General features: G+C 70.6%; 12 protein-coding genes and 2 pseudogenes. 10 read left to right on the forward strand and 4 right to left on the reverse strand.

Features of this window, described 5'->3' with window-relative positions; genetic code table 11:
* Positions 1–5 precede the first annotated feature (5 nt).
* A pseudogene (locus IF29_RS44680) lies at positions 6–127 on the forward strand (DUF255 domain-containing protein); the annotation flags it as partial.
* A gap of 112 nt (positions 128–239) precedes the next feature.
* Here the strand turns inward: IF29_RS44680 and IF29_RS0104935 are convergent.
* Entirely contained in the window at positions 240–2,180 is a 1,941-nt protein-coding gene (locus tag IF29_RS0104935; RefSeq protein WP_030250058.1) for a DNA/RNA helicase domain-containing protein, read from the reverse strand.
* 168 nt (positions 2,181–2,348) lie between these two features.
* Between IF29_RS0104935 and IF29_RS44685 the strand changes: the two are divergent.
* From IF29_RS44685 to IF29_RS0104975, 8 genes and pseudogenes are all read left to right on the forward strand, one after another.
* Positions 2,349–2,504 (forward strand): annotated as a pseudogene (locus tag IF29_RS44685) (DUF255 domain-containing protein); the annotation flags it as partial.
* Positions 2,505–2,561: 57 nt separating this feature from the next.
* Positions 2,562–2,696 carry a hypothetical protein gene (locus IF29_RS48440; RefSeq protein ID WP_269664950.1) on the forward strand — a complete coding sequence of 45 codons (135 nt, stop codon included), beginning with the start codon at positions 2,562–2,564 and terminating at the stop codon, positions 2,694–2,696.
* 204 nt (positions 2,697–2,900) lie between these two features.
* Positions 2,901–3,878 carry an Lrp/AsnC family transcriptional regulator gene (locus IF29_RS0104950; protein ID WP_030250061.1) on the forward strand — a complete coding sequence of 326 codons (978 nt, stop codon included), beginning with the start codon at positions 2,901–2,903 and terminating at the stop codon, positions 3,876–3,878.
* A 134-nt stretch (positions 3,879–4,012) separates the two neighbouring features.
* A complete protein-coding gene (locus IF29_RS0104955) occupies positions 4,013–5,446 on the forward strand; it encodes an amidase (RefSeq protein WP_030250063.1) in 1,434 nt (477 codons plus the stop codon).
* A gap of 92 nt (positions 5,447–5,538) precedes the next feature.
* Positions 5,539–5,775: a hypothetical protein gene (locus IF29_RS0104960; protein WP_051724889.1), complete on the forward strand. Its 237-nt coding sequence runs from the start codon at positions 5,539–5,541 to the stop codon at positions 5,773–5,775.
* The gene (locus tag IF29_RS0104965; RefSeq protein ID WP_030250068.1) at positions 5,772–7,226 is read left to right on the forward strand and encodes a sodium:solute symporter family protein; all 1,455 of its coding nucleotides are present in this window, start codon (positions 5,772–5,774) and stop codon (positions 7,224–7,226) included. The genes IF29_RS0104960 and IF29_RS0104965 overlap by 4 nt, the downstream gene beginning before the upstream one ends.
* 25 nt (positions 7,227–7,251) lie before the next feature.
* The gene (locus IF29_RS0104970; RefSeq protein WP_051724890.1) at positions 7,252–8,571 is read left to right on the forward strand and encodes a malonyl-CoA decarboxylase domain-containing protein; all 1,320 of its coding nucleotides are present in this window, start codon (positions 7,252–7,254) and stop codon (positions 8,569–8,571) included.
* Between the two features lie 74 nt (positions 8,572–8,645).
* Positions 8,646–10,217 carry an AMP-binding protein gene (locus IF29_RS0104975; RefSeq protein ID WP_037594325.1) on the forward strand — a complete coding sequence of 524 codons (1,572 nt, stop codon included), beginning with the start codon at positions 8,646–8,648 and terminating at the stop codon, positions 10,215–10,217.
* A 543-nt stretch (positions 10,218–10,760) separates the two neighbouring features.
* Here IF29_RS0104975 and IF29_RS45830 read toward each other — a convergent pair.
* Together IF29_RS45830 and IF29_RS48445 are read right to left on the reverse strand one after the other, a co-directional pair.
* Positions 10,761–10,889, reverse strand: coding sequence for a hypothetical protein (locus IF29_RS45830; protein ID WP_157623612.1), 129 nt, complete (start codon positions 10,887–10,889; stop codon positions 10,761–10,763).
* Between the two features lie 339 nt (positions 10,890–11,228).
* Positions 11,229–15,530 carry a carboxypeptidase regulatory-like domain-containing protein gene (locus tag IF29_RS48445; RefSeq protein ID WP_084713541.1) on the reverse strand — a complete coding sequence of 1,434 codons (4,302 nt, stop codon included), beginning with the start codon at positions 15,528–15,530 and terminating at the stop codon, positions 11,229–11,231.
* A 409-nt stretch (positions 15,531–15,939) separates the two neighbouring features.
* Between IF29_RS48445 and IF29_RS0104990 the strand changes: the two genes are divergently transcribed.
* Positions 15,940–20,235 (forward strand): carboxypeptidase regulatory-like domain-containing protein, encoded by a 4,296-nt coding sequence (locus IF29_RS0104990; protein ID WP_030250078.1) that lies wholly within the window; start codon positions 15,940–15,942, stop codon positions 20,233–20,235.
* Between the two features lie 89 nt (positions 20,236–20,324).
* Here IF29_RS0104990 and IF29_RS0104995 read toward each other — a convergent pair whose 3' ends face one another.
* Positions 20,325–21,257 carry a LuxR family transcriptional regulator gene (locus tag IF29_RS0104995; RefSeq protein ID WP_232242021.1) on the reverse strand — a complete coding sequence of 311 codons (933 nt, stop codon included), beginning with the start codon at positions 21,255–21,257 and terminating at the stop codon, positions 20,325–20,327.
* Positions 21,258–21,466 lie beyond the last annotated feature (209 nt).

Raw genomic sequence — 21,466 nt, forward strand, 5'->3', positions numbered from 1 at the left:
CTTATCTGCTTCAGCATGCCGAGAATCCGGTCGACTGGTGGCCTTGGACGCCGGAGGCTTTCGAGGAGGCGCGGCGGCGCGATGTGCCGGTGCTGCTGTCCGTCGGGTATGCGGCTGCCACTGGTGCCAGTGAACTCGTCAACCGAGTAGTGGGTTCGGCGGGACGTTGCTGGCATCACCTGGCTGGGACCGAAGGACCCATGGCAAGCCATCCGCCCGGCAAGCAGCAGACGGGTGCATCAGAGTTTCTGCACGCCGAGATCGGCGAAGAGCTTCCTGGCGGCGGGGTCGACAGAGTAGAGCGCCAGGCAGCGGATGGAACGGGTCATCAGCACGCCGTAGGCATTGCGCAACGCCCGGATGAGTTCGGTGTCGTCCTTGATCTGTGAGGCCTTGCTCCTCACGTGCTCGCGGTGGGCGACCCAGGCGCTGTCCTCCCACGTGAGATCGGGGCCCATGATCACGCCGCCCCACTCGTACTCGAGCCCTTGGGCCGTGTGCACGCACCCGATCTGCCCGAAGCCTCCGGGGTCGGTCGCCCAGAACTTCCTCTTGGGTATTCCCTGGGTGCTGTGGTTGTCGCCGGCGTTCCAGGGGCGTGCCCAGTCGGGATCGGGGCTGACGTCGGGGAAGGTGCCGGTGTCGTCGGTCCAGCCCCAGCACATTCCGGCGGTCATCCGGGCGCTCACGCCCGTCGGGTCCTTGCTCTGGAGGAAGGACTCCATCTCGGCAGCACTGTCAGCGTAGTAGAGCTCGAAAGGCTCAGGGTCGGTGGCGCCGTCCGGACGCCACGCGATGGGGTTCCCGGTCATGAGCCGGCTGACCCAGGTGTCGTATGTCGAGCTGCCGACGGTTCGGAGTACCCGGTCCAGGTTGATCGGCACGATCTCTACGCCGAGGTGCTGCAGCTCGCTCTTGAGTCTCTCAGGGGACCAGACCTCTTCCGCGAAGAGGCGTTGATCCCCGTCGATGAAGAAGACCGGCACACGAGCGTGGGTGACGACTTCCTCCACCGAGGTCGGCCCTGTCTGCCGCATCCCGAAGGAACCGGTCTTCGGTCGCAGGCTGAGGCGGTGGGCTTCGTCACAGACGAGCAGGTCCAGCTCGTCGGGACCGAACTTGTCGGCAATCTGCACCAGCGGCCTGAAGACCTTCTGGTGCCCCTTGGCAGCCCGCTTGAAGGTGTCGCGAGAGGCGACGCCTCCGGAAACGAAGGCAGCAGAGTGTCCAGCTTGCAGCGCTTCTCCCAGCGCGGTGAGCGCAACGAGTGATTTGCCGCTGCCCGCACGTCCCTCGATGACGAATACCCTTTTCATCCCCTGCGACCCGACGGCTGCCGTGGCATCGGCGATCGCCCGGACCGCCCGCAGTTGGTGTTCGACGAGACTGAACCGGGTGTGGCCGTCGACGATCGCCGCGGTCTCGTCGGTCAGAAGGTTGGTCGAGCGTCGACGTCCGAGCAACTCCTGTGCGGCCTCCGCGCCGGAGTCGGAGCTGAAGTTCGCGGTCAGGAATTTCTCCAGGTCCCCCGGTTGCCGTGCAGTGAACGTGGGGATCCCTGGGCGAGGGGACACCTGGCTTATCCACTGGTGCTCCGGATCCATCAGGTTGTGCAGGTAGGCCGCGCCTACGAGATTGACGTAGCGGTCGTCGAACATGCTGTGGTGCCTGCGCAGGTCGTCCATGTTGTTGCCGACCTGGACCGAAGGATGCTTGAGGTGCCTCTCGTACTCAGGGAACGGCGCGTAGACCAGATCCCTGGCGCAGCGCTGGCAGAGCGTGGTGTTACCCACCGCCCTGCACGAGGCGCAGAGCCCGGCTGTCTTCGACACGGTCGGACGCTCGATGCTGCCCCACTGCTTGAGCTCGATGACCGCGTAGCTGAGCCGTCCCGATGGATGTTGTCCTGCGAGGACGACGTCGATGTGGTTCATCTGGCCGTCGGCGAGGTACTCGATGAACATCCGCACCTGGCCGAGCCCGAGATTGTCCAGCGTGGTCGCCAGCTCGTAGACGCTCTCACGCCAGGACCTGACATCCGAGGGGCTCGGTTTCTTGTCCTTCGGGTGCGCGGCGGTGTAGCACTCACTGATCTTCCGGACCAACTGATGGCGGTCCCGTACCAGACGCTGTACGGACCAGAACGCCTCCAGCGGCTTCCAGCCGCTTCCAACCGCCATCCCGTTTACCTCCAGTGAATGGAAGCTCTCCAGAGCCGATTCACTGGAACTTAGCATCATCGTATTGTCATTCAATCTGGATTTCCCTGGTCGGCTGCGGAAGGCGGACCACGGCGGAGCCGACCTGGGTGAGCACTTAGGGCTGAGCCGCGTGAGACGCTGGTTCGCATGAACCGTCTTGCCGACGCGACCTCGCCTTATCTGCTTCAGCACGCGGACAACCCGGTCGACTGGTGGCCCTGGTCGGCCGAGGCGATGGCCGAGGCTGCGCGGCGCGATGTGCCGGTGCTGCTGTCCGTCGGGTATGCGGCGTGCCACTGGTGCCAGTGCATTTGTAAAGGCTGGTAGTCCTGAACTGGACCTATGCCAAGAGGTGACAGCATGAGTACCGAACGTGATGAACTCGACGCGGAGATCGAAGCCTGGGTGGCGGCGCAGGTCGCCGAGTCGCCTTCATGGACTCCCGAGAAGTGGGAGAGCATCCTCGCCGGCTTGAGGCCGAGCAAGTCGGAGTAGTGTCAGGCGATCCGGTGGCCTGGTCGAGGTCGCGCCCTCGCCTTGCGCTGCAGGGCCGCTTGGCTGCCCCGGCGGCTGGGTGCGTTGGGCCGCTTCCAGGCGGGCGGGTGCCCGGGTGCGCTGGGTGATCAGCGGTTCCAGTGGTTAAGGTCGGCGGGTGACTGCCGACTTTGACTTCACCCCTGCTGCTGCGGGGGAGGCGCGATGACTTCGGGCCTGCAGCAGGCGCTCGACGCGCTGGACCGGCGGATCGTCGCCGCCCTGCAGATCGACGGGCGGGCTTCCTGGCGGCGGATCGCCGCCGCTCTGGACGAGCCCGAGCGGAAGATTGCGCGGCGCGGGAACCGGCTCCTGGAGAGCGGGGACGTCGAGGTGCGCGGGTTGGCGACGCGCGGTGAGACGGTCATCCTGCGGATGAACTGCCGGCCGGGGTCGGTGCGGGACATCGCCGTCGCCACCGGGCTGCGCGAGGACGCGATCTTCTCCTACGTCCTGGCCGGCGTGACCGACTGCGTCGCGGAACTGCAGTGCGCGCCCGGGCAGCTGGGGCGGCTGGTGCTGGACGAGGTTCCCGCGTTGCCCGGGCTGGTGCAGCAGCAGGTCTCGCCGGTGCTGCGGTACTTCCGCACGGTCCACGAGTGGTCGCCGGGGATCCTGCGCCCCGAGGAGGTCGAGGCGCTCGACAGCGGGGGCGTGCCGGCCGACGGGGTGGGCCTGCCCGAGCAGGAGTTGGCGCCTGACGAGCGCGCGGTGCTGGCAGCCCTGGTCGAGGACGGCCGGCGTACCAACGACGAACTCGCCGCCCTGGCAGGGGTGTCGGTGGCCACGGCGCGGCGCCGGGTGGAGTCGCTGACGCGCGACGGGCTGGTCAGCATCCGGGCCGTGGTGGAGCCCGCGCTGCTCGGCCTGCCGGTCGAGGCGCTGCTGTGGATCAGGACCAGGCCGGATGAGGTGGAGGAGGTCGGCCGACTGCTGGTCGCCTCGCCGCTGGTGCGGTATGCGGCGGTGGTCATGGGGGAGTACCAGCTGCTGGTGCACGTGACCCAGCCCTCGAAGGAGGAGCTGCACCGGTTCCTGACCGAGCCCGCGTGGGTGCGGCGGGCGGAGGCCGTGCAGTCGCATCTGGTGGTCGAGGCGTGGAAGCGGAGCGGCGTGGTGGGCCGGGGGGGTCCGCTGCACTGACTACCCCGCTCGTGCGTCTGAAAAGTTCATGCAAGTGGCTGACATGTCTTAAAAGTTCATATCGATTGAACCATTGACGAAAAAAGTCACATCGGCCAATGTGGTGGCACACGCCCTGCTGCCCGAGGAACGCCATGCATGTGAGCCCCACCGAAGCCGACGCGCTGTGTGCGCGCGACGCCGTCGAAATCGCGGACCTGGTCCGTCGGCGGGAGCTCTCCGCGCGGGAGGTCGTCGCCGCCCACCTGGACCGGATCGGGCGGGTGAACGCGACCGTCAACGCAATCGTCACGCTGGACCCCGAGGGCGCGCTGGCGGCAGCCGGCCGGGCCGATGAACTGGCCGCCTCGGGAGCCGAACTGGGCCCGCTGCACGGTCTGCCCATCGCCTTCAAGGACACCCACGAAACCCGTGGCATGCGCACCACGCACGGTTCGCCGATCTTCGCCGAGCACGTGCCGGAGCAGGACGACATCCTGGTCCAGCGCATCGAGGCGGCCGGCGCCATTCGCCTGGGCAAGACCAACGTCCCGGAGTTCGCCGCAGGGTCGCACACCTTCAACCGGGTCTTCGGGGCCACCCGCAACCCCTACGATCCGACCCGCTCGGCCGGAGGCAGCAGCGGCGGCGCCGCCGCTGCGCTCGCCGCTCGGCTGCAGCCGATCGCGGACGGCAGCGACATGGGCGGCTCGCTGCGCAACCCGGCCTCGTTCTGCAACGTGGTCGGACTGCGGCCGACCCCCGGCCGGGTCCCGGTGCTCGCCGCCGACGACCTGTGGGAGACGCTCGCGGTCGCGGGCCCCATGGGGCGCACCGTCGCCGACACCGCGCTACTGCTGTCGGTAATGGCTGGCCCTGACGCCCGCAGCCCGATCTCGCTGGAGACCCCCGGAGCGGTCTTCCGGGAGCCGCTCGCACCCGACCTCACCGGCCTCCGCGTCGCCTACGCGCCTGACCTCGGCGGGCGCGTCCCGGTCGACGCCGAGGTGCGGGCCGTGGTCGCCCGGCAGGTCGCGGTGCTGGAGGAGCTGGGCTGCCGCGTCACCGAGGACTGCCCCGACCTGGACGGTGCCGAGGACGTCTTCCGCACCCTGCGGGCGCACTCCTTCCGGACCGGCTTCGGAGCCCTGAACGACGGGTCCCCCGACCGGTTCAAGCCCAGCCTGCTGTGGAACATCGAGGAGGGCCTGAAGCTCACCGCGGGCGACCTGGCCCGAGTGCAGGCCGAGCACGGCCGGATCCACCTCGCCGCCGCCGACTTCTTCAGCCGCTACGACGTGCTGATCGCCCCGGTAAGCCAGGTCGCGCCGTTCGACGTGGAGATCGAGTACCCGACCGTCGTCGACGGCCGGCCGCAGCACACCTATCTCGACTGGATGCGATCCGCCTACCTGCTGACCGTGCTCGGCGCGCCCGCACTGTCGGTACCGGCCGGCTTCACGCCCGCCGGCCTGCCGGTGGGGCTGCAGATCGTGGCCGCGCCGCGCGCCGAGCGCACCGTGCTGCGGGTCGGCGCGGCGTACGAGGCGGCCACCCGCCACGGCCGGACCGCGCCCCTCCTCCCGTAGGTCTCCCGCCCGACCCCGTGGGCGTCGCTCTCGCCGACGCTCGCCGTGACGCCCTTCCGTCCCCCGTCCTGACTCCCTCTGCTGGAGCAACCATGATGCGAACTCCGCATGCGCTCTGGGCCGCCGTGCCCGTGCTGGCCCTCCTCGGCACGCCGTTCCTGCCCTTCGTCAACGGCCCCCACCTGTGGCTGGGCATTCCGTCCGTCATGTTCTGGTGCCTGCTGTGGACGGCCGGCACCACCGTGAGCCTGCTCCTGGTGGACCGCCGGTTCCGCGGCGGGGACGACGAGTCCGACGAGTACGACGACACCCAGGAGGCAGCAGCATGAGCACCACCATGGTCATCACGACCGCCGGCATCGTCCTCGTCGCGCTGGTGGGACTGAGCGGACGCCGCCCGCCCAGCCGTGAACTGGGGGAGTGGACCGTCGGCAACCGCCGGTTCTCCACCGCGACCACCTGGTTCCTCCAGGCCGGCGAGTCCTTCACCACCTTCAGCTTCCTCGGCCTCGCAGGCATGGCCTTCAGCGCCGGCGTCGCCGCCTGCTTCGCCCTGTGCTACCTCGCCATCAACCTGGTCCTGCAGTACTTCACCGCCCCCCGCATGCGCCAACTCGGCCTTCGCGGCGGGTACGTGACCCAGGCGGACTTCTTCGTCGACCGGTACCGCAGCCCGCTGCTGGGACGGGTCGTCGCGGTGGTGGGCGCAGTGTTCCTGCTGCCCTACCTGCAACTGCAGATCACCGGCCTGGGCCTGATCGTCCAGCTGGCCACCGGCAGCAGCGCGGGCGGCCGCCTCAGCATGGTCCTGGCGACCGTGCTGACCGTCGGATTCGTGCTGTGGTCGGGCATCCGCGGCATCGCCAGGGTCGCCTACCTCAAGGACGCTCTGATGATCTTCGGGCTGGTCGCGCTGCTCATCGGCGTCGCGGTGACCGTCCACGGCGGCATCGGCGGACTGTTCGCGACCGTCCGCGACACCCACCCGCAGCTGCTCACGCTGAACCAGGAGGGATACGACGCGACCTTCTTCTTCACCGCGGTCCTCATCTCCGGCATCGGCGGCGGGCTGGGCACCATGGCCCACCTGTGGCCGCCGGTCCTGGCCGCACGCAGCGGGCGCGCCCTGCGCTCCAACGCCATCTGGCTGCCGCTGTACCAGATCGCCCTCGGCATACCGGTGATCATCGGATTCGCCGGAGTGCTGCTGGTGCGCAAGGGCACCGCGCCCAACGGCGTCGCCCTCACCCTGGCCGGACAGACCCTGCCGGGTTGGCTCGTCGGCGTCATCGCCGTCGCCGCAGCGTCGGCGGCGATGGTGCCCTCGGCGGCCATCCTGGTCGGCATCTCCAGCATGCTCTCCCGCAACCTGGTCGCCATCCGCTCCCCCCGCACCCAGCTGCGGGTCAACCACCTCTGCGTGGTCGTCGCCGCCGGACTGGCGCTGGCCCTCGGACTGGCCCGCCCCGGACTGCTGTCCAACCTACTGCTGCTCACCTACGGCGGCCTGACGCAGCTCGCCCCGGCGATCGCCATGGGCCTGGCCCGTACGGTCCGGCTGCACGCGGCAGCCGCCCTCGCCGGCATCCTGGCCGGGGTGGCCGTGCTGGTCTGGCTGACCTTCGGCGGAGTGGACGTCGGTACCGTGGACACCGGCCTGATCGCCCTGGTCGTCAACATCGCCGTCACCACGGTGGCGGAGATCGCGGTCCGGCTCCGCCGTCCGGCCGCGACCCCCGTCGCACCAGCGCCCAGCACGCCGGCCCCCGTGTCGTCCTGATCCACACACCGAGTCGGGAGTTCCGATGAACGCACGCGATGAGCAGCAGCGGGACCGCACGGAGGGGACGCCGACCCTCTCCCCGCTGCACCAGCTGCTCACCGACTGCGCCTCGCTGATGGGCGACGGCGGCGAGGCCTCCGTGCGCGCCGTGGCCACCCGGGCGCTCGCCCACTACGGGGAACTCGACGACGACGCCAAGCGGGAGTTCTTCGCCCACATCACCCGGGCGTACGACGCCGACGCCGACCGGGTGCGCGCGAGCTACCGGCAGTGGGAGGCCGCGAGGGCGGCAGGGGGGCAGGGCACCGAGGAGCTGACCGGGCTCTTCGACGCGGTCGAGCCCGCCCGCCAGCAGCTGCTGCGCCGCATGAACCACGCCCCCGAGGCCACCCCGGCCCTGGTGGACATGCGCGCCGACCTGCTCCGGCTGCTGCCCGACCACCCGGAACTGCGCCCCCTCGACCACGACTTCCGCCACCTGCTCACCTCGTGGTTCAACCGCGGCTTCCTGCGGATGGCGGAAGTCACCGCCGACGCCCCGGCCGAGCTGCGCGCGCACCTGCTGCGCGGCGAGCGGGTCCACCCCATGGCCGGCGCCGACGAACTGCGCCGGCGGCTGGACCCCGCCGACCGACGCATCTACGCCTTCTTCCACCCCTCCACCGGGAACATCCCGCTGGTCTTCGTGGAGGTCGCCCTGGTGCGCGGACTGCCCACCGAGATCACCCCGCTGCTCGCGCTCGGCCCCGCGATTCCCCCGGGCACGGCCGACACCGTCGCGCTGTACTCCATCAACAACACCCTCGACGGGCTGTCCGGGGTGTCCTTCGGTAGCTTCCTGATCAAACAGGTCATCGAGCAGGTGGGCGAGCAGCTCCCGCAGCTGACGCTGTTCGCCACACTCTCGCCGATTCCGGGCTTCCGCAGCTGGCTGGCGGAGCAGTCCGGGCAGGACGGCGAACTGCGGCGCCTTGTAGCGGACATGGATGCTTCCAGCGACCCGTCGATGCTCGGGCCAGCCGGGACCGCCCGGCTGCGCTCCCGGCTGCTGCCGGTCCTGGCCCGGTACATCGCGGTCGAGCGCCGCGCGGACGGGCGCCCGCTCGACCCGGTGGCCCGCTTCCACCTGGGCAACGGCGCCGCCGCCTGGCAGCTCGACTGGCCGGCCGACCCCTCCCCCCAGGCCTGGGACCAGTCCTACGGCGCGATGGTCAACTACCGCTACGAGCCGGCCGAACTGGAGCGCCGGCACGAGGACTTCGTCCGCCGAGGCGTGGTGGCTGTCGACGGCCCCATGCGCGCCCTGCACGCCCCGGGGCCACCCCCGGACCGCCGCACCTGAGCCGCGACCGCAGCAACGACATGTCTACGTCCCCGCCCTGGAAGCGGACGGCGATCACGAGAACGGAATTTCCGATGGTCTCCTTCACCCCCGTCCACCGCTCCTTCGAGGAACAGGTGCGGCTGCGCGCCGACCGGACGCTCTTCGAACTACCGGACGGCCACGGGGTCACTTGGCGGCAGACCGACCTGGCCGCCGGGCGGATCGCCGCCCGACTGCTGGCCGACGGAGTCCGGCCCGGTGACCGGGTCGCCGCGCAGGTGGAGAAGTCCCCCGAGGCCATCGCCCTCTACCTGGCCACCCTGCGCATCGGCGGCGTCTTCCTGCCCCTCAACACCGCCTACACCGGCGCGGAGGTCGACTACTTCATCGGCGACGCCCGGCCCCGCGTGTTCGTCTGCGCCCCCGAGCGTCGCGAGCAGCACGCCCACCGGGCCGGCGATGGCATGCTCGTGGAGACGCTCGGCACCACGGGGGACGGCACCCTCCTGGACGGTGGTCCCGGACCGGACGGCCCCGGAGCCGACGACCGGGCGGGGCGCTCCTTCGAAGCCCGCGCCGAGGACCCCGCGGCGATCCTCTACACCTCCGGGACCACCGGGCGCTCCAAGGGTGCGGTTCTCTCGCACGGCAACCTGGCCTCGAACTGCGCAGCCCTGGTGGAGGCCTGGCAGTTCACCGAGGTGGACCGGCTGATCCACGCGCTGCCGATCTTCCATGTGCACGGCCTGTTCGTCGCCGTGAACATGGCGCTGACCACCGGCGCCACCCTGCTCTACCTCCCGAGATTCGACGCCGGGCAGATCGTGGGGCTGCTGCCGCGGGCGACGGTGTTGATGGGCGTACCGACCTTCTACACCCGGCTGCTGGACGAGGACCGGCTCACCCCTGCCGCCTGCGCCTCCATGCGGCTGTTCGTCTCCGGCTCGGCACCCCTCCTCGCGAGCGACCACCGGGCCTTCGAGGCCCGCACCGGCCACGCCATCGTGGAGCGCTACGGCATGACCGAGACCGGGATGAACACCAGCAACCCATACGCGGACGGCCCGCGCCGGCCCGGCACGGTCGGCAGGCCGCTGGCAGGCGTCTCGGTCCGGGTGGTGGAACCGGAGAGCGGCCGGGAGCTGCCCGCCGGCGAGGTGGGCGGGATCGAGGTGCGCGGACCCAACGTCTTCGCCGGCTACTGGGAGCTCCCCGAGAAGACGGCCGCCGAGTTCCGCGCGGACGGCTACTTCAAGACCGGTGACCTGGGCCGCTTCGACGCGGACGGCTACCTCCACATCGTGGGCAGGGACAAGGACCTGGTCATCTCCGGGGGGTTCAACATCTATCCCAAGGAGATCGAGGAACTGCTCGACGCCCACCCCGCCGTGGCCGAGTCCGCCGTCATCGGCGTCCCGCACCCGGACTTCGGGGAGACCGTCGTCGCGGTGGTCGTCGCCGCACCGGGCCAGGAGCCCCGGGAAAAGGAACTCCTGGCCTCCGTGGCGGAGCACCTCGCCCGCTTCAAGCACCCCAGGGCTGTCCACGTGGTCGACGCTCTGCCACGCAACATCATGGGCAAGGTGCAGAAGGCCGAGCTCCGCCGCCACTACGCGGACCTGTTCACCGGCCCCGACCCCCGGGCCGGCCGGGCGCCCCGCTAACGGCCTAGGACTGCTCCCCGGATCGGGCGGATGGGGGCACACCTGGCGCTTGAGGCTGTGACGGGCGGCCAGGGCGGCCTTCCAGACCTTGCGCGCCAGCTCTCCGGCAACCTCGTCCGAGGCGACCAGGTGATGGCGCCTGTCTCCCTGAGTGCGCAGGCCCGACGCGCCGAGCGGGCGTCCAGGTGTGCACCCTACGGCCGAGGGCGTGTGCAACGCTGGTGCGTATGAACCGACTTGCTGGTCTGACCTCGCCGTACCTGCTTCAGCACGTCGAGTAACGCCAGGGGCTTTGAGCGTCTGGTCGGGGCAGCTTCGGCATACTTGATCAGGCGGGCCACCAGTGCCTGTTCAGAAGCACTGGTCCGGCTCGTTGGCGTCTACGCAAGTCAGTGTTGCCACTGTCCGATTCACGACGACCAGACGGTGGCAGGTGGCGGCCCGCCTCCCCACGGCATGAGCCAGGCAGAGACGGTTACGGGCCAGGGCCGGCTACTACGAACGCTTTTGGCGAGCGAGGAAGCCGTCAACGAATCGTTCGACCTAGTGTAGTTGAGTGGAGTCGTCCACGTTCAGCCGGTCGAAGGGCTTCACTCCTGCGTTCAACAGCAGACGGCTTCGGCTGTGATCGTAGCCCGCATGCTCCCGGTGCTGTGGTCCGTCGATCTCGATGACACCCGCCTACCCGCATGCCCTAGCAAGTCGGAGTAGCGCCAACGGCTTTGAGAGTCGGTCGGATCAGATCGGATGATCTCTCGAAGGTCTCGTTCTGCGAGTACACGACGGTCTCGACCAGGGTCTCGTGGCCGTGTGGTCGACGCGCTGTCCCGCAACGTCATGGGCAAGGTGCAGATGGCCGAGCTTCGTCGCCGCTGTGCGGACCTGTTCGCCGGCTCCGCTGCCGGAGCGGGGCAACCGGTCCGCTGACGGAACCGGGAGCAGCCGGGCCCGGTGCGACCGTTCACGGGGGACGGTCGCACCGGGCCTCGGGGCTGGCGGGATGTCACCAGGTCACTGCCGTAGCAGGGTCCAGTCCTGGGTGGTGGTCACCCCCTTGGCGACCTTGACGGAGACTGTGTCGGGTTGGTAGCCGTCCTTGGCGGCGAGGACGGTGACCTTGTCGCTGGGCAGCCAGTACCCGTACTGGCCGTTCCTGTCGCTGTGGACGGTGTACGAGGCGGTTCTGGAGATGATCCGGATGGTCGCACCCGGCAGCGGGTGCAGCGCACCGGCGGCGTCCCGGTACTGGACGGTGCCGGCCAGCTTGCCCCACGTGTTGGGCGGTTTGACGGTCATCGTCACGCCGACCGCAGGGACGCGGTACGGGGTGTCCGTGGTCGCCAGCATTCGCCCGGTGTAGTTGCCCGGTTGGGCCACGGAGGCGTCCGCGGCATCGAAGGTGACGGTCACCTTGGTGCTGGCGCCTGCCGCGAGGGTGAGCGTGGGGGTGTTGAGCGAGAGCCACGGCGCCGGGCCGTCCGAGGGCTGGTCCCAGCCCGCGAGCACCTGAGCGGTCGGCTGCGCGTCCCCGACGCCGATGCTGCCGCCGATGGCGTAGAAGCCCTGGCTGCCGCCGAAGCGGTACGAGGCGACCGGGGTGTTCGGCAGCTCGGTCCAGCTGTCAGTGGCCGGGTCGTAGGCCCAGCCCTGGTTGGACAGAGCGGTGTCGACGACACCGTCCTGGAGCAGCAGCTGCCCGTTCGCACTGGTGTAGGCGGTGCCCCAGTCGGTCTTCGGGAGCGAGGCGATCGGGCTCCAGGCGTCGGTGGCCGGGTCGTAGACGTAGGCATGGGCGCTGTCGGCGTTCGCCGCCGAGTACCCGCCGGCGCAGTAGAGCTTGCCGGCGATGCCGCCGCAGGCCTCCCAGGCGGTGGGCTCGGGGTAGTCGGCGATCTTCGTCCAGGTGTTCTGCGACGGGTCGTAGGCGAGGGCGTCGGTGCTGCCGCAGCCGGTGTTCGTGCAGCCGCCGACGACGTACATCTTGCCGCCCGCCGCGGCGCTGGCGGCCCCCGCGTGTCCGGACGGGATGGTGGCTCCGGTGCTCCAGCTGTCGGTGGCCGGGTCGTAGATCTCCATCGAGGAGTCGACGGTGGACTGCGGGGTCCATCCGCCGACGACGTAGATCCTGCCGTCGATGGCGGCGTGGGCGGGTGCGTCCCGCTTGTCGTGGGCGCTCGCCTTCTGCGTCCAGGACCCGGTGGCGGGGTCGTAGGCGTAGAGGGTGTTCACTTCGCCCACGTCGTTGCCGGCGAACCCGAGGCCGGAGTAGACGACACCGCCGACGGTCTCGACGACGTTGTCGGTGCTCGCGGCGGGGACGTCCGCAATGGGCTGCCAGCCCTCCGAATCGGCGGGTCCGACGGCGTTCTGAGCCGCTGTCAGAGCGGTGGCGGCCGCCTTCCTCTCGGCGGGGGTCGCGTTCGCCGCGGCGAGGGCCGCGGGTCCCGCGGAGAACGGGCCGGCAATGCGCCGGGTCGGGACGTTCCCGGTGGCGCCGACGGACGCTGCCGTGTAGCCGGAGGACTCGGCCGAGAGCGTGACCGTTGCGGGCGCGGTTCCGGTGTTGCGGACGGTGAGCGTGGTCTTCGCCGTGCCGCCCATCTTGGCAGTGGCGGACAGCGAGGTGGAGGAGAGCTCGACGCGGCCGGCCTTCATGGCGAAGTCGGCCTCGGTGACCGTGCTCTGGACGATGGCCACAGTCGAGGCGGCGGAGGCGTAGTGCGCCAGCGCGGCATCGACGGTGTGGCTGCTGACGCCCGGCACGAAGGCCCAGTAGAAGGCACCGCCGAGGGCGGTGTCGTCAACGACCGTGGACGTGGCGGAGACGGTGCTGTCGGCGGCATCGGTGACGGCCACGCCTGCCAGCGCGGCACCGGTGTTGGCGTCGGTCACCTTGCCGACGAGCAGGCCGCCCTGCTGGGGGTCGCAGGTGGCGCCGCCCAGCTGGACGTTGTCCACCTCCCAGTAGCCGCCGGTGGTGGCGCTGTAGGCGAAACGGATCTGCACCTGGGACTGCCCGGCAGCCTGCGGCAGCGGGACCGAGACGACAGTCCGGATCGAGGTGGCGGAGGGGGAGTTCCAGACGGTGGTCCAGGTGGCGCCGCCGTCGGTGCTGAGCTGGACGGCACCTGCGGTGTCGGTGCCCTTGGCGTAGCCGTCCCCGAAGGAGAGGACCGGAGGGTCGTCCGCGGTGAAGGTGGACAGGTCGGTTGCCGGGCTGGTCAGCGTGGTGTTACGGATGTTGTCCTGGTACGCGTCGGCGTCGACGATCGCGAAGTTGCCGTCACCGGTGGTCAGGTTGGAGTGCCCCAGCGGGTTGGTGAAGACCCAGCCGGCCTTGGTCCCGGCCGCGCTGGCGACGCTCCAGCCGTCCGGGACGGCCTTGTCGTCGAAGCTCTGGAAGAGTCCGTGGTGGTTGAGCTGGTACCCCGCCGCCGTGCACGCGGCGGTGTCGATCGGCAGTTGGACGTCGTCGGTCAGCGAGGACGTGCCTGCGCTGATCGTGCTGGTGGTGGACTGGTAGCCCCGGTAGTAGGGGGTGAAGTCCAAGGTGTAGTCGGCGTTGACGGGAACGTAGACCGTGTAGGCGCCGGTCTTCGGATCGGTGTGGACCGGGCCGCCGGTGGCGCCTTCGACGCTGATCGAGGCGTAGAGCGGCCAGCCCTGCCCGGAGCCGTCCTTGACGGTGCCGGACACCTTGACCCGGGCCACCTCGGCGAGCGCGAGGTTCTCGGTCACCACACCGCCGTCGGTGACGGTGACGCCCACCGCCTTCCCGGTCGCGAAGCCGTAGGCCCCCGCGGTGACGTCGTAGGTGCCGGGGGAGAGGTAGAGGTCGTAGCTGCCGTCGGCGGCTGTGGTCACCGAGCGGCCGCCGGCCGAGACGACGGCGTCGGCTACCGGATCGCCGGTCGTTGCGTCCGTGATCGTGCCCTTGACCTGGCCGTGTGGTGCGGCCGAGAACGCGTCCGTGCCGTTCGGGGTGCCCAGGCCGGTGGGGCCGTCGTAGCCGGTCTGCGCGGTGCAGTAGTAGGCCGGCGTGCAGTGGCCGTTGCTGCCGCTGGTCACGTCGTTGAGCGCGGAGCGGTCGTTGTACGGGTAGGAGCTCGGGTAGCTGCCCTGGGCCGGGGTGCCGGCGTCGGCATAGGTGGCGGTGATGATCGGAGCCGATGCGGAGGTGCCGCCGTAGACGGCCCAGCCGCTGCCGCCGTAGGTCTGGTACACGGCCAGGCCGGTGGCGGGGTCGGCGACGGCGGAGACGTCGGCGACGGTGCGTTTGGCGCAGCCGGTGTCGGTCTGCCAGGTCGGCTTGGACTCGTAGACCGAGCAGCCTGAGCCGCCGCCACCGTAGCTGTTGCTCCACGCCGACTCGGTCCAACCACGTCCGGTCCCTGCGGACTTGGTGAGCGAGGTGCCGCCGACGGAGGTGACGTACTGGGAGGCGGCGGGGTAGGTCACGCCGTAGGCGCTGTCGCCGGAGCTGGCCACGACGGCCACGCCCGGGTGGTTGTAGTACGGGTCGGCGGCGGTGGTCTCGGAGGCGTCCTCGCCGCTCCCGGGGGCGGAGGAGTAGCCGCTGCCGTAGGAGTTGGACACGTACTTCGCGCCGAGAGCGACTGCGGTGTCAACGCCGGTGCCCAGGTCGTCGGTGGACGCGGTGCTCGCCTCGACCAGCAGGATGTGGGCGTCGGGTGCGACGGCGGAGACCATGTCGAGGTCGAGCGAGATCTCGCCGGCCCAGCTGCTGTCGGCGGGCGGGAGGGCAGGGCCGCCGGTCTGGTTGACCTTGCTGAGGCAGCCGTTGGCGGTGGTGCAGGCGGGCAGCCCGTACTGGGCGCGGTACACCGCCAGGTCGGCTTCTGCGTTCGGGTCGTCGTAGGCGTCGACGATGGCGATGGTCGCGCCCGCGCCGCCGTCTGCCGGAAGGCTGTAGGCCGAGAGCAGGTCGGAAGGGCCGTAGCCCGCGGGCGGGTTGGTGTTCGGCTGGGCGTCCGCCGGGGTCGCCGCGCCGCTCTTGGCGCCCTTTCCGCGCATGACGCCCTTCACGGCCGAGATGTCGGTGCGCTTCAGGGCGAAGCAGGTGGCCTGGCCGGGCTTGGGCGCGGTCGTGCAGACCGGTTCGCTGTGCGGCGCGCCGGTGTGCCGCTGCGTGTCCGTCGTGGTCGGTATCGTCGGGGCCGAGGCGCTGGTCGCGCCCGATGCCCCGGCGGTTCCGGCGGTGGCGGCCAGCGCCGTCGGGCCGTTGAGGCCCGCCAGCGCCAGCGCGCCGACGGCCGCGGTGGCGGCAGTCAACCGGAGGCGTCTGATTCCCATCGGGTTGGAGCTCCTGTCGCGTGCGTGGCCGGGCCTGATCGCCGACTGGGCGGGCGCACAAGCTCCCGTTCCTGCAGGGAGATCGCACGGAAACGGGATGCCCGGACGGAGGCGCGGCTCGGGAAGCGGATGCGCTTCGTTTCGAGATCATTCTGGTGAATCCCGGATGGACGGAACGGTCTTCCCCTGTCGAGACTGCGACATGACGTGATCTCGCCGCGTACGCGCAAGCCCCCGTGCCGGCTGAGATGTCGTGGTCTCGCCATGTCGTGCTGTCGCCAGTCGACAGCCCTCCCGGACCACCGTCGCCCCGGGTCAGGATGACGCCCCGAAGCGCCCTGCTTCCCGAGCCGTGCGGACACGCAGGCCGTCCCGCACCTGCCCGGCCTCCACGACGGACGGAGAGCACGTGCACCAGCGCATCCCACTCCGCAGACGGGCGATGGCCGTCGCGGCCCTGGCCCTGGCGGGCCTCGCGGCACACCCCGCCCTGGCTGCCGCGGCCAGCTCCCCGGCCGGATCCGCCGTCTCGACGGCCCCAGCGTCCTCGATCCCCACCACCACCGAGACCCAGCAGAGCACGGGACGGATCAGCTCCCAACGGGTGTGCGGCACACCCGCGCCGGGCCGGGCGTCCTGCTTCGCGCTGAAGCGCACCGACATCTCGGCCGTCAAGGGTGTCATGCGCGGCCGTAAAGTGAAGCCCGCAGGTGTGTCGGCCGCGGGCGACACCGTACCCAACACGCCCGCAGGGTACGGTCCTTCGGACCTGCTGTCCGCTTACGCCCTGCCCGCGAACGGCGGCGCCGGGGCGACCGTCGCCATCGTCGACGCCTACGACGACCCGAACGCGGAGGCCGACCTGGCGGTGTACCGCACCCAGTACGGGCTGCCCGCCTGCACCACGGCGAACGGTTGCTTCAAGAAGGTCGACCAGACCGGCGGCACCGGCTACCCGGCGGCCAATTCCGGCTGGGCCGGGGAGATCTCACTCGACCTGGACATGGTGTCGGCGGTCGCGCCGAACGCGCATGTCGTCCTGGTCGAGGCGACCACGGCGTCCAGCACCGACCTCGGCACAGCGGTGGACGAGGCAGTCGCCCTGGGAGCCAAGTACGTGTCCAACTCCTACGGGGCGTCCTACAGTTCGGCTGCCGGCAGCGGCGAGGACGCCTCCGAGGCCGCTGCCTACGACCCGTACTACGACCATCCGGGCGTGGCCGTCGTGGCCAGCTCCGGCGACAGCGCCTACGGCGTCGCCTACCCCGCCGCCTCCCAGTACGTCACGGCCGTCGGCGGCACCTCGCTCACCAAGGACGCGACGACCGGCCGGGGTTGGGCCGAGTCGGTGTGGAAGACCAGTGCCACCGAGGGCGGCGGCTCCGGGTGCTCGCTGTACGAGGCCAAGCCCGCATGGCAGAAGGACACCGGCTGCGCCAAGCGCAGCGTGGCGGACGTCTCCGCCGTCGCGGACCCGGCCACCGGCGTTGCCGTCTACCAGACCTACGGCGGCAGCGGCTGGGCCGTCTACGGCGGCACCTCCGCCTCGGCTCCGATCATCACCGCCACCTACGCTGACGCCGGCACCCCGGTCGCGGGCAGCAACCCGGCCTCCTACCCGTACGCAGTCGCGTCCGCGCTCAATGACGTGACGACAGGAAGCAACGGCACCTGTACGCCGGCCTACTTCTGCACGGCCGGACCCGGCTACGACGGTCCGACCGGACTGGGCACCCCCAAGGGTCTCGACGCCTTCCGCTCCGGTCCGCACGGCGAAGTCAGGGGCACCGTCACGGACTCCGCGACGGGGCAGCCGATCGCCGGCGCCGCTGTGACCGTCGGGTCCGACCAGGTCGTCACCGGGAGCGACGGCAGCTACGACGTCGTCCTGGCCCCCGGTACCTACGACGTCACCGCAGGCGCCTACGGCTACACCAGCGCCAGCGCGACCGGCGCGGTCGTCACCGACGGCGGGACCCTCACCCGGGACTTCGCTCTCGACGCCGAGGCCCGTGCCACCATCAGCGGCAAGGTGACGGACGGATCCGGCCAGGGCTGGCCGTTGTACGCCTCGATCTCCGTCGACGGGGTGCCCGGCGGACCGGTGCACACCGACCCGAGAACCGGCCGGTACAGCCTCTCCCTGCCGGTGGGCTCCGCCTACACCCTGCACGTGACGCCCTACTACCGCGGCTACCAGGTGACCACCCAGCAGGTTTCCCTCGGTGCGACGAACCTGGTCCAGAACATCCAGGTGCCGATCGCCGCGGGCTGCACGGCCGCCGGCTACGCGATGGCCTACCACGGTCTGCACCAGACCTTCGACACCACGGCCACGCCCGCGGGCTGGACCGTGGCCAACGCAGCCGGTACGGACAACGGTTGGACCTTCACGTCCCCGACGCGCGGCAACATCACCGGCGGCGCCGGGGGCTTCGCGATCGTGGACAGCGACAGGGCGGGCGCCGGGAAGACGCAGGACTCCTATCTCACCGCCCCCGCCACCGACCTGTCCGCCTACAGCGCGGACGCGCCGCCGGTGCTGTCCTTCGCCAACGCCTTCCACGTCGCGCCCAACTCGGCCGGCCAGGTCCAGCTGAGCACCGACGGCGGCACCACCTGGACCACGGTGTGGAACTCCGCGACGGTCACCACATACGCCCAGAGCGTCAACCTCCCGCTGCCCCAGGCGGCCGGCCAGTCCGCGGTCGAGGTCCGGTTCCACTACACCGGGGCCGACTCCTGGTACTGGGAGCTCGACAACGTCGTGCTGGGCAGGTACGGCTGCGAACCCCTCACCGGCGGCCTCGTCGTCGGCACGGTGAGCGACGCCAACACCGCCGCCGCCGTGCCGGGCTCGACCATCGTCGACGCCGGCGACGCCAAGCTCACCGCCACCTCCGCGGCAGTGGCCGACCCGGCCCTGAAGGGCGCGTTCTACTGGTACTTCTCACCCGACACCGGTGACCGCACCATCACCGCCGCCATGTCCCGCTACACCACAGGCTCCACGGTGGCCGCCGTGATCGCCGGCAGGACCACCGAGGCCGACTTCGCCCTCAAGGCGGGCCAGATCACCGCCTCCCCGGACACCGTCGCCAGGACGGCCGCCTGGGGCGGAACCGCAAGCAGCACCGTCACGCTCAAGAACACCGGCACCGCGGCCGCCACCGTGCACCTGACGGACACTCCGACCGGCTACTCCATGCAGGGCGTGACAGCGGGCACGGACGAGGTCCCCGCCCTTGCCGTGCCGACCAGCACCACGTCCGGAAGCGAACTCCTGGCGGCCAGGAACGCCACGCCCGACCAGCTCGCCACCACCCGCACAGCGCGGCAGGCCGCGCAGGCGGGCGTCGGCGCCAACACCGCCGACCACTGGCAGAGCGTTGCGGACCTGCCCGTCCCGCTCAGTGACAACATCGCGGACACCGTCAACGGCATCCTCTACACGGGTCTCGGCTACGACGGCAGCAACGACACCAACCAGTGGTACGCGTACAACCCCGCCGCCCAGACGTGGGGTGAGCGGGCACCGGCCAAGGACACCCGTGAGGGCGCGGCGCACGGCGTCGTGAACGGCAAGGTGTACGTCACCGGCGGCTGGCTGCCGTCCGGTGAGACCGACTCGCGGACCGAGGTCTACGACCCGGCCGCCGACGCGTGGAGTACCGCCGCCAACGCTCCTACGGCATACGCCGGCTCGGGAAGCGCCGTGCTGGACGGCAAGCTCTACACCATCGGCGGATGCACCGACGCGGCCTGCGGCAGCACCGCCGCGTACGCCTTCGAGCCAGCCACGAACACCTGGACGCAGATCGCCGACTATCCCAAGGCGGAGTCCTGGATGTCCTGCGGCGGAGTCGGCGCGAAGGTCTACTGCGCCGGAGGCGTCGCCGACGCGACAGGCGCGACCGCGTACTCCTACGCCTACGACCCGGCGAGCAACACCTGGTCGCCGATCGCCCTGCTGCCGTCCTCCGTGTGGGGCGCCGCGACCACCGCCGCCAACGGCCAACTGCTGCTCCAGGACGGCATCCAGGCGAACAACCTGTCCAACCGGGGCTATGCCTACGATCCCGGCACAGGCACGTGGTCAGCCCTGCCGAACACCCCCACGGCCGGCTACCGGTTCGCCGGCGCGCTCGGCTTCTACACCGTCGGTGGCAGCACCGGCCTCGGCAGTACGTCCAACACCACCCAGGTGCTGGCGGGCTGGGAGTACTCGGACAGTGTCAGCACCGACTGGCTCTCCCTCGACCGCGACCAGCTGACACTGCAGCCGGGAGAGTCCGCGAAGGTGACGCTGAACTTCGACGCCGCGGTGCCCTCGATCTCCCAGCCCGGCACCTACACCGCCTCGCTGCTCCCCGACGCCGACACCCCCTATCCGGTCGCGGCGGTCAAGGTCGCACTGACGGTCAGCCCGCCGACCAGCTGGGGGAAGATCGCCGGCACCGTGCAGTACCGGAACGCGGACGGCGAGATGAAGCCGGTAGCCGGGGCAACCGTCCAGATCACCACCTGGACGGCCTCCTACACCCTGCACACCGACACCGCCGGTCAGTACCAGATCTGGATGGACACCCGGAACAACCCGCTGACCGTCATCGCGGCCAAGGACGGCTTCGTGCCGCAGACCGCGACCGTGAAGCTGGTTAGGAGGTCCGTGGTGACCAGGGACTGGACACTGGTCCAGGACTGACGCCGGGTCGACACCCCGCCCCGGCCCGGGAGGAACTCCCGGGCCGGGACACACCGCACCCCGTGGAGCCGTCCCGGGGCAGGCCGGGATCAGATCCAGCTGTTGCGCAGTGCGTGCCAGGCCAGTTGGAGCCTTGAGGTGACGCGTGCGGTGTCCATCAGCGCGCGCAGCCTTCGCTGCACGGTACGTGGGGAGGTGCCGATCTGGTGTGCGGTGGCGGTGTCGGTCAGGCCGGAGAGCATCAGCTGCAGGATCTGGCGGTCCAGCGGCTCCAGTCCGCTGTCGTCCCGCAGGTAGGGCCGGGCCCGTCGCCAGGTCGCCTCGAACAGCTCGCAGGCGAGGACCACGAGCGGCTGGCGGATCATCATGGTCCGCTGCGGGCTGGTGCGCACCAGGGCCACGCTGCGGTCGGCGATCGCCAGCTTCATGAGCGGATGGTCCACCACCCGCACCTGGTGGCCGAGGCTGAGCCGGTCGTTGAGCGCACGGACCGCTTCCGGCTCGGTGAGGAACTCGCTGTCGACGATGACGCGGTTCTCCAGGCCCGGCGGTGCCGCCGGCTCCATGGTGACCGTGCTGGCAACGGAGGTGACGGTGTTGGTGCCCGTCTGGAAGGCCCAGAGGGATTCCTTCGCCGCGGACTGGATCTCCAGTAGTCGCTGCGCCTGGGCGGGACCGTCGATGTACTCCACGAGATCGCTCGGGGAAGACCCCCGTTCCCGGCGGTAGGCCTCACCGAGTTCGGCGAGCGCGACCTCGGCCCGCCGGGTGCTCTCCCGCAGCCGGGTCAGGCGCGGCCCCAAGGCGATCTCAGGCGGGAGCGCGGCCCAGCGACCCTCCCCGCCCGAGACCGGAGCCATCAGGCCGTGCGTGGCGAGGCGTTCGACGATCCCTTCGGCTGTGGCGAGCGGGCAGCCGAGCGCGTCCGCAATGTCCCGCGTGGAGGCACTGGGCACCGACGCCAGATAGCGGAACGCCTTGACGTCGTCCGCGGAGCCGTCCAGTCCGAGATCAGTCAGCACCGGGTCAGTCTGGACGACAGTCCACATGCTTGTCACATGAAACAGACGCGCCCGCAGTGCGCATCGCCTGCCCGCATGCGGGTGTCCGCGGCTGTCGCGCCCCCGGTCGTTCAGTTGCTGCCGCCGGTGCTGGTGGTGCAGGTGTCGCCGTGGGCGGGACAGGTGCGGGTGTTGCCGCCGACCAGGTGGATCTGCAGGGGGTGAGCGGC

This window comes from Streptacidiphilus jeojiense (genome assembly GCF_000719095.1).
GTDB lineage: Bacteria > Actinomycetota > Actinomycetes > Streptomycetales > Streptomycetaceae > Streptacidiphilus > Streptacidiphilus jeojiensis.

What these genes read in the sequence shown, in the direction of transcription:
- IF29_RS0104935 (WP_030250058.1), bottom strand. Translation starts at nt 2,180, where the DNA reads ATGGCGGTTGGAAGCGGCTGGAAGCCGCTGGAGGCGTTCTGGTCCGTA.
- IF29_RS48440 (WP_269664950.1), top strand. Translation starts at nt 2,562, where the DNA reads ATGAGTACCGAACGTGATGAACTCGACGCGGAGATCGAAGCCTGGGTG.
- IF29_RS0104950 (WP_030250061.1), top strand. Translation starts at nt 2,901, where the DNA reads ATGACTTCGGGCCTGCAGCAGGCGCTCGACGCGCTGGACCGGCGGATC.
- IF29_RS0104955 (WP_030250063.1), top strand. Translation starts at nt 4,013, where the DNA reads ATGCATGTGAGCCCCACCGAAGCCGACGCGCTGTGTGCGCGCGACGCC.
- IF29_RS0104960 (WP_051724889.1), top strand. Translation starts at nt 5,539, where the DNA reads ATGATGCGAACTCCGCATGCGCTCTGGGCCGCCGTGCCCGTGCTGGCC.
- IF29_RS0104965 (WP_030250068.1), top strand. Translation starts at nt 5,772, where the DNA reads ATGAGCACCACCATGGTCATCACGACCGCCGGCATCGTCCTCGTCGCG.
- IF29_RS0104970 (WP_051724890.1), top strand. Translation starts at nt 7,252, where the DNA reads ATGAACGCACGCGATGAGCAGCAGCGGGACCGCACGGAGGGGACGCCG.
- IF29_RS0104975 (WP_037594325.1), top strand. Translation starts at nt 8,646, where the DNA reads ATGGTCTCCTTCACCCCCGTCCACCGCTCCTTCGAGGAACAGGTGCGG.
- IF29_RS48445 (WP_084713541.1), bottom strand. Translation starts at nt 15,530, where the DNA reads ATGGGAATCAGACGCCTCCGGTTGACTGCCGCCACCGCGGCCGTCGGC.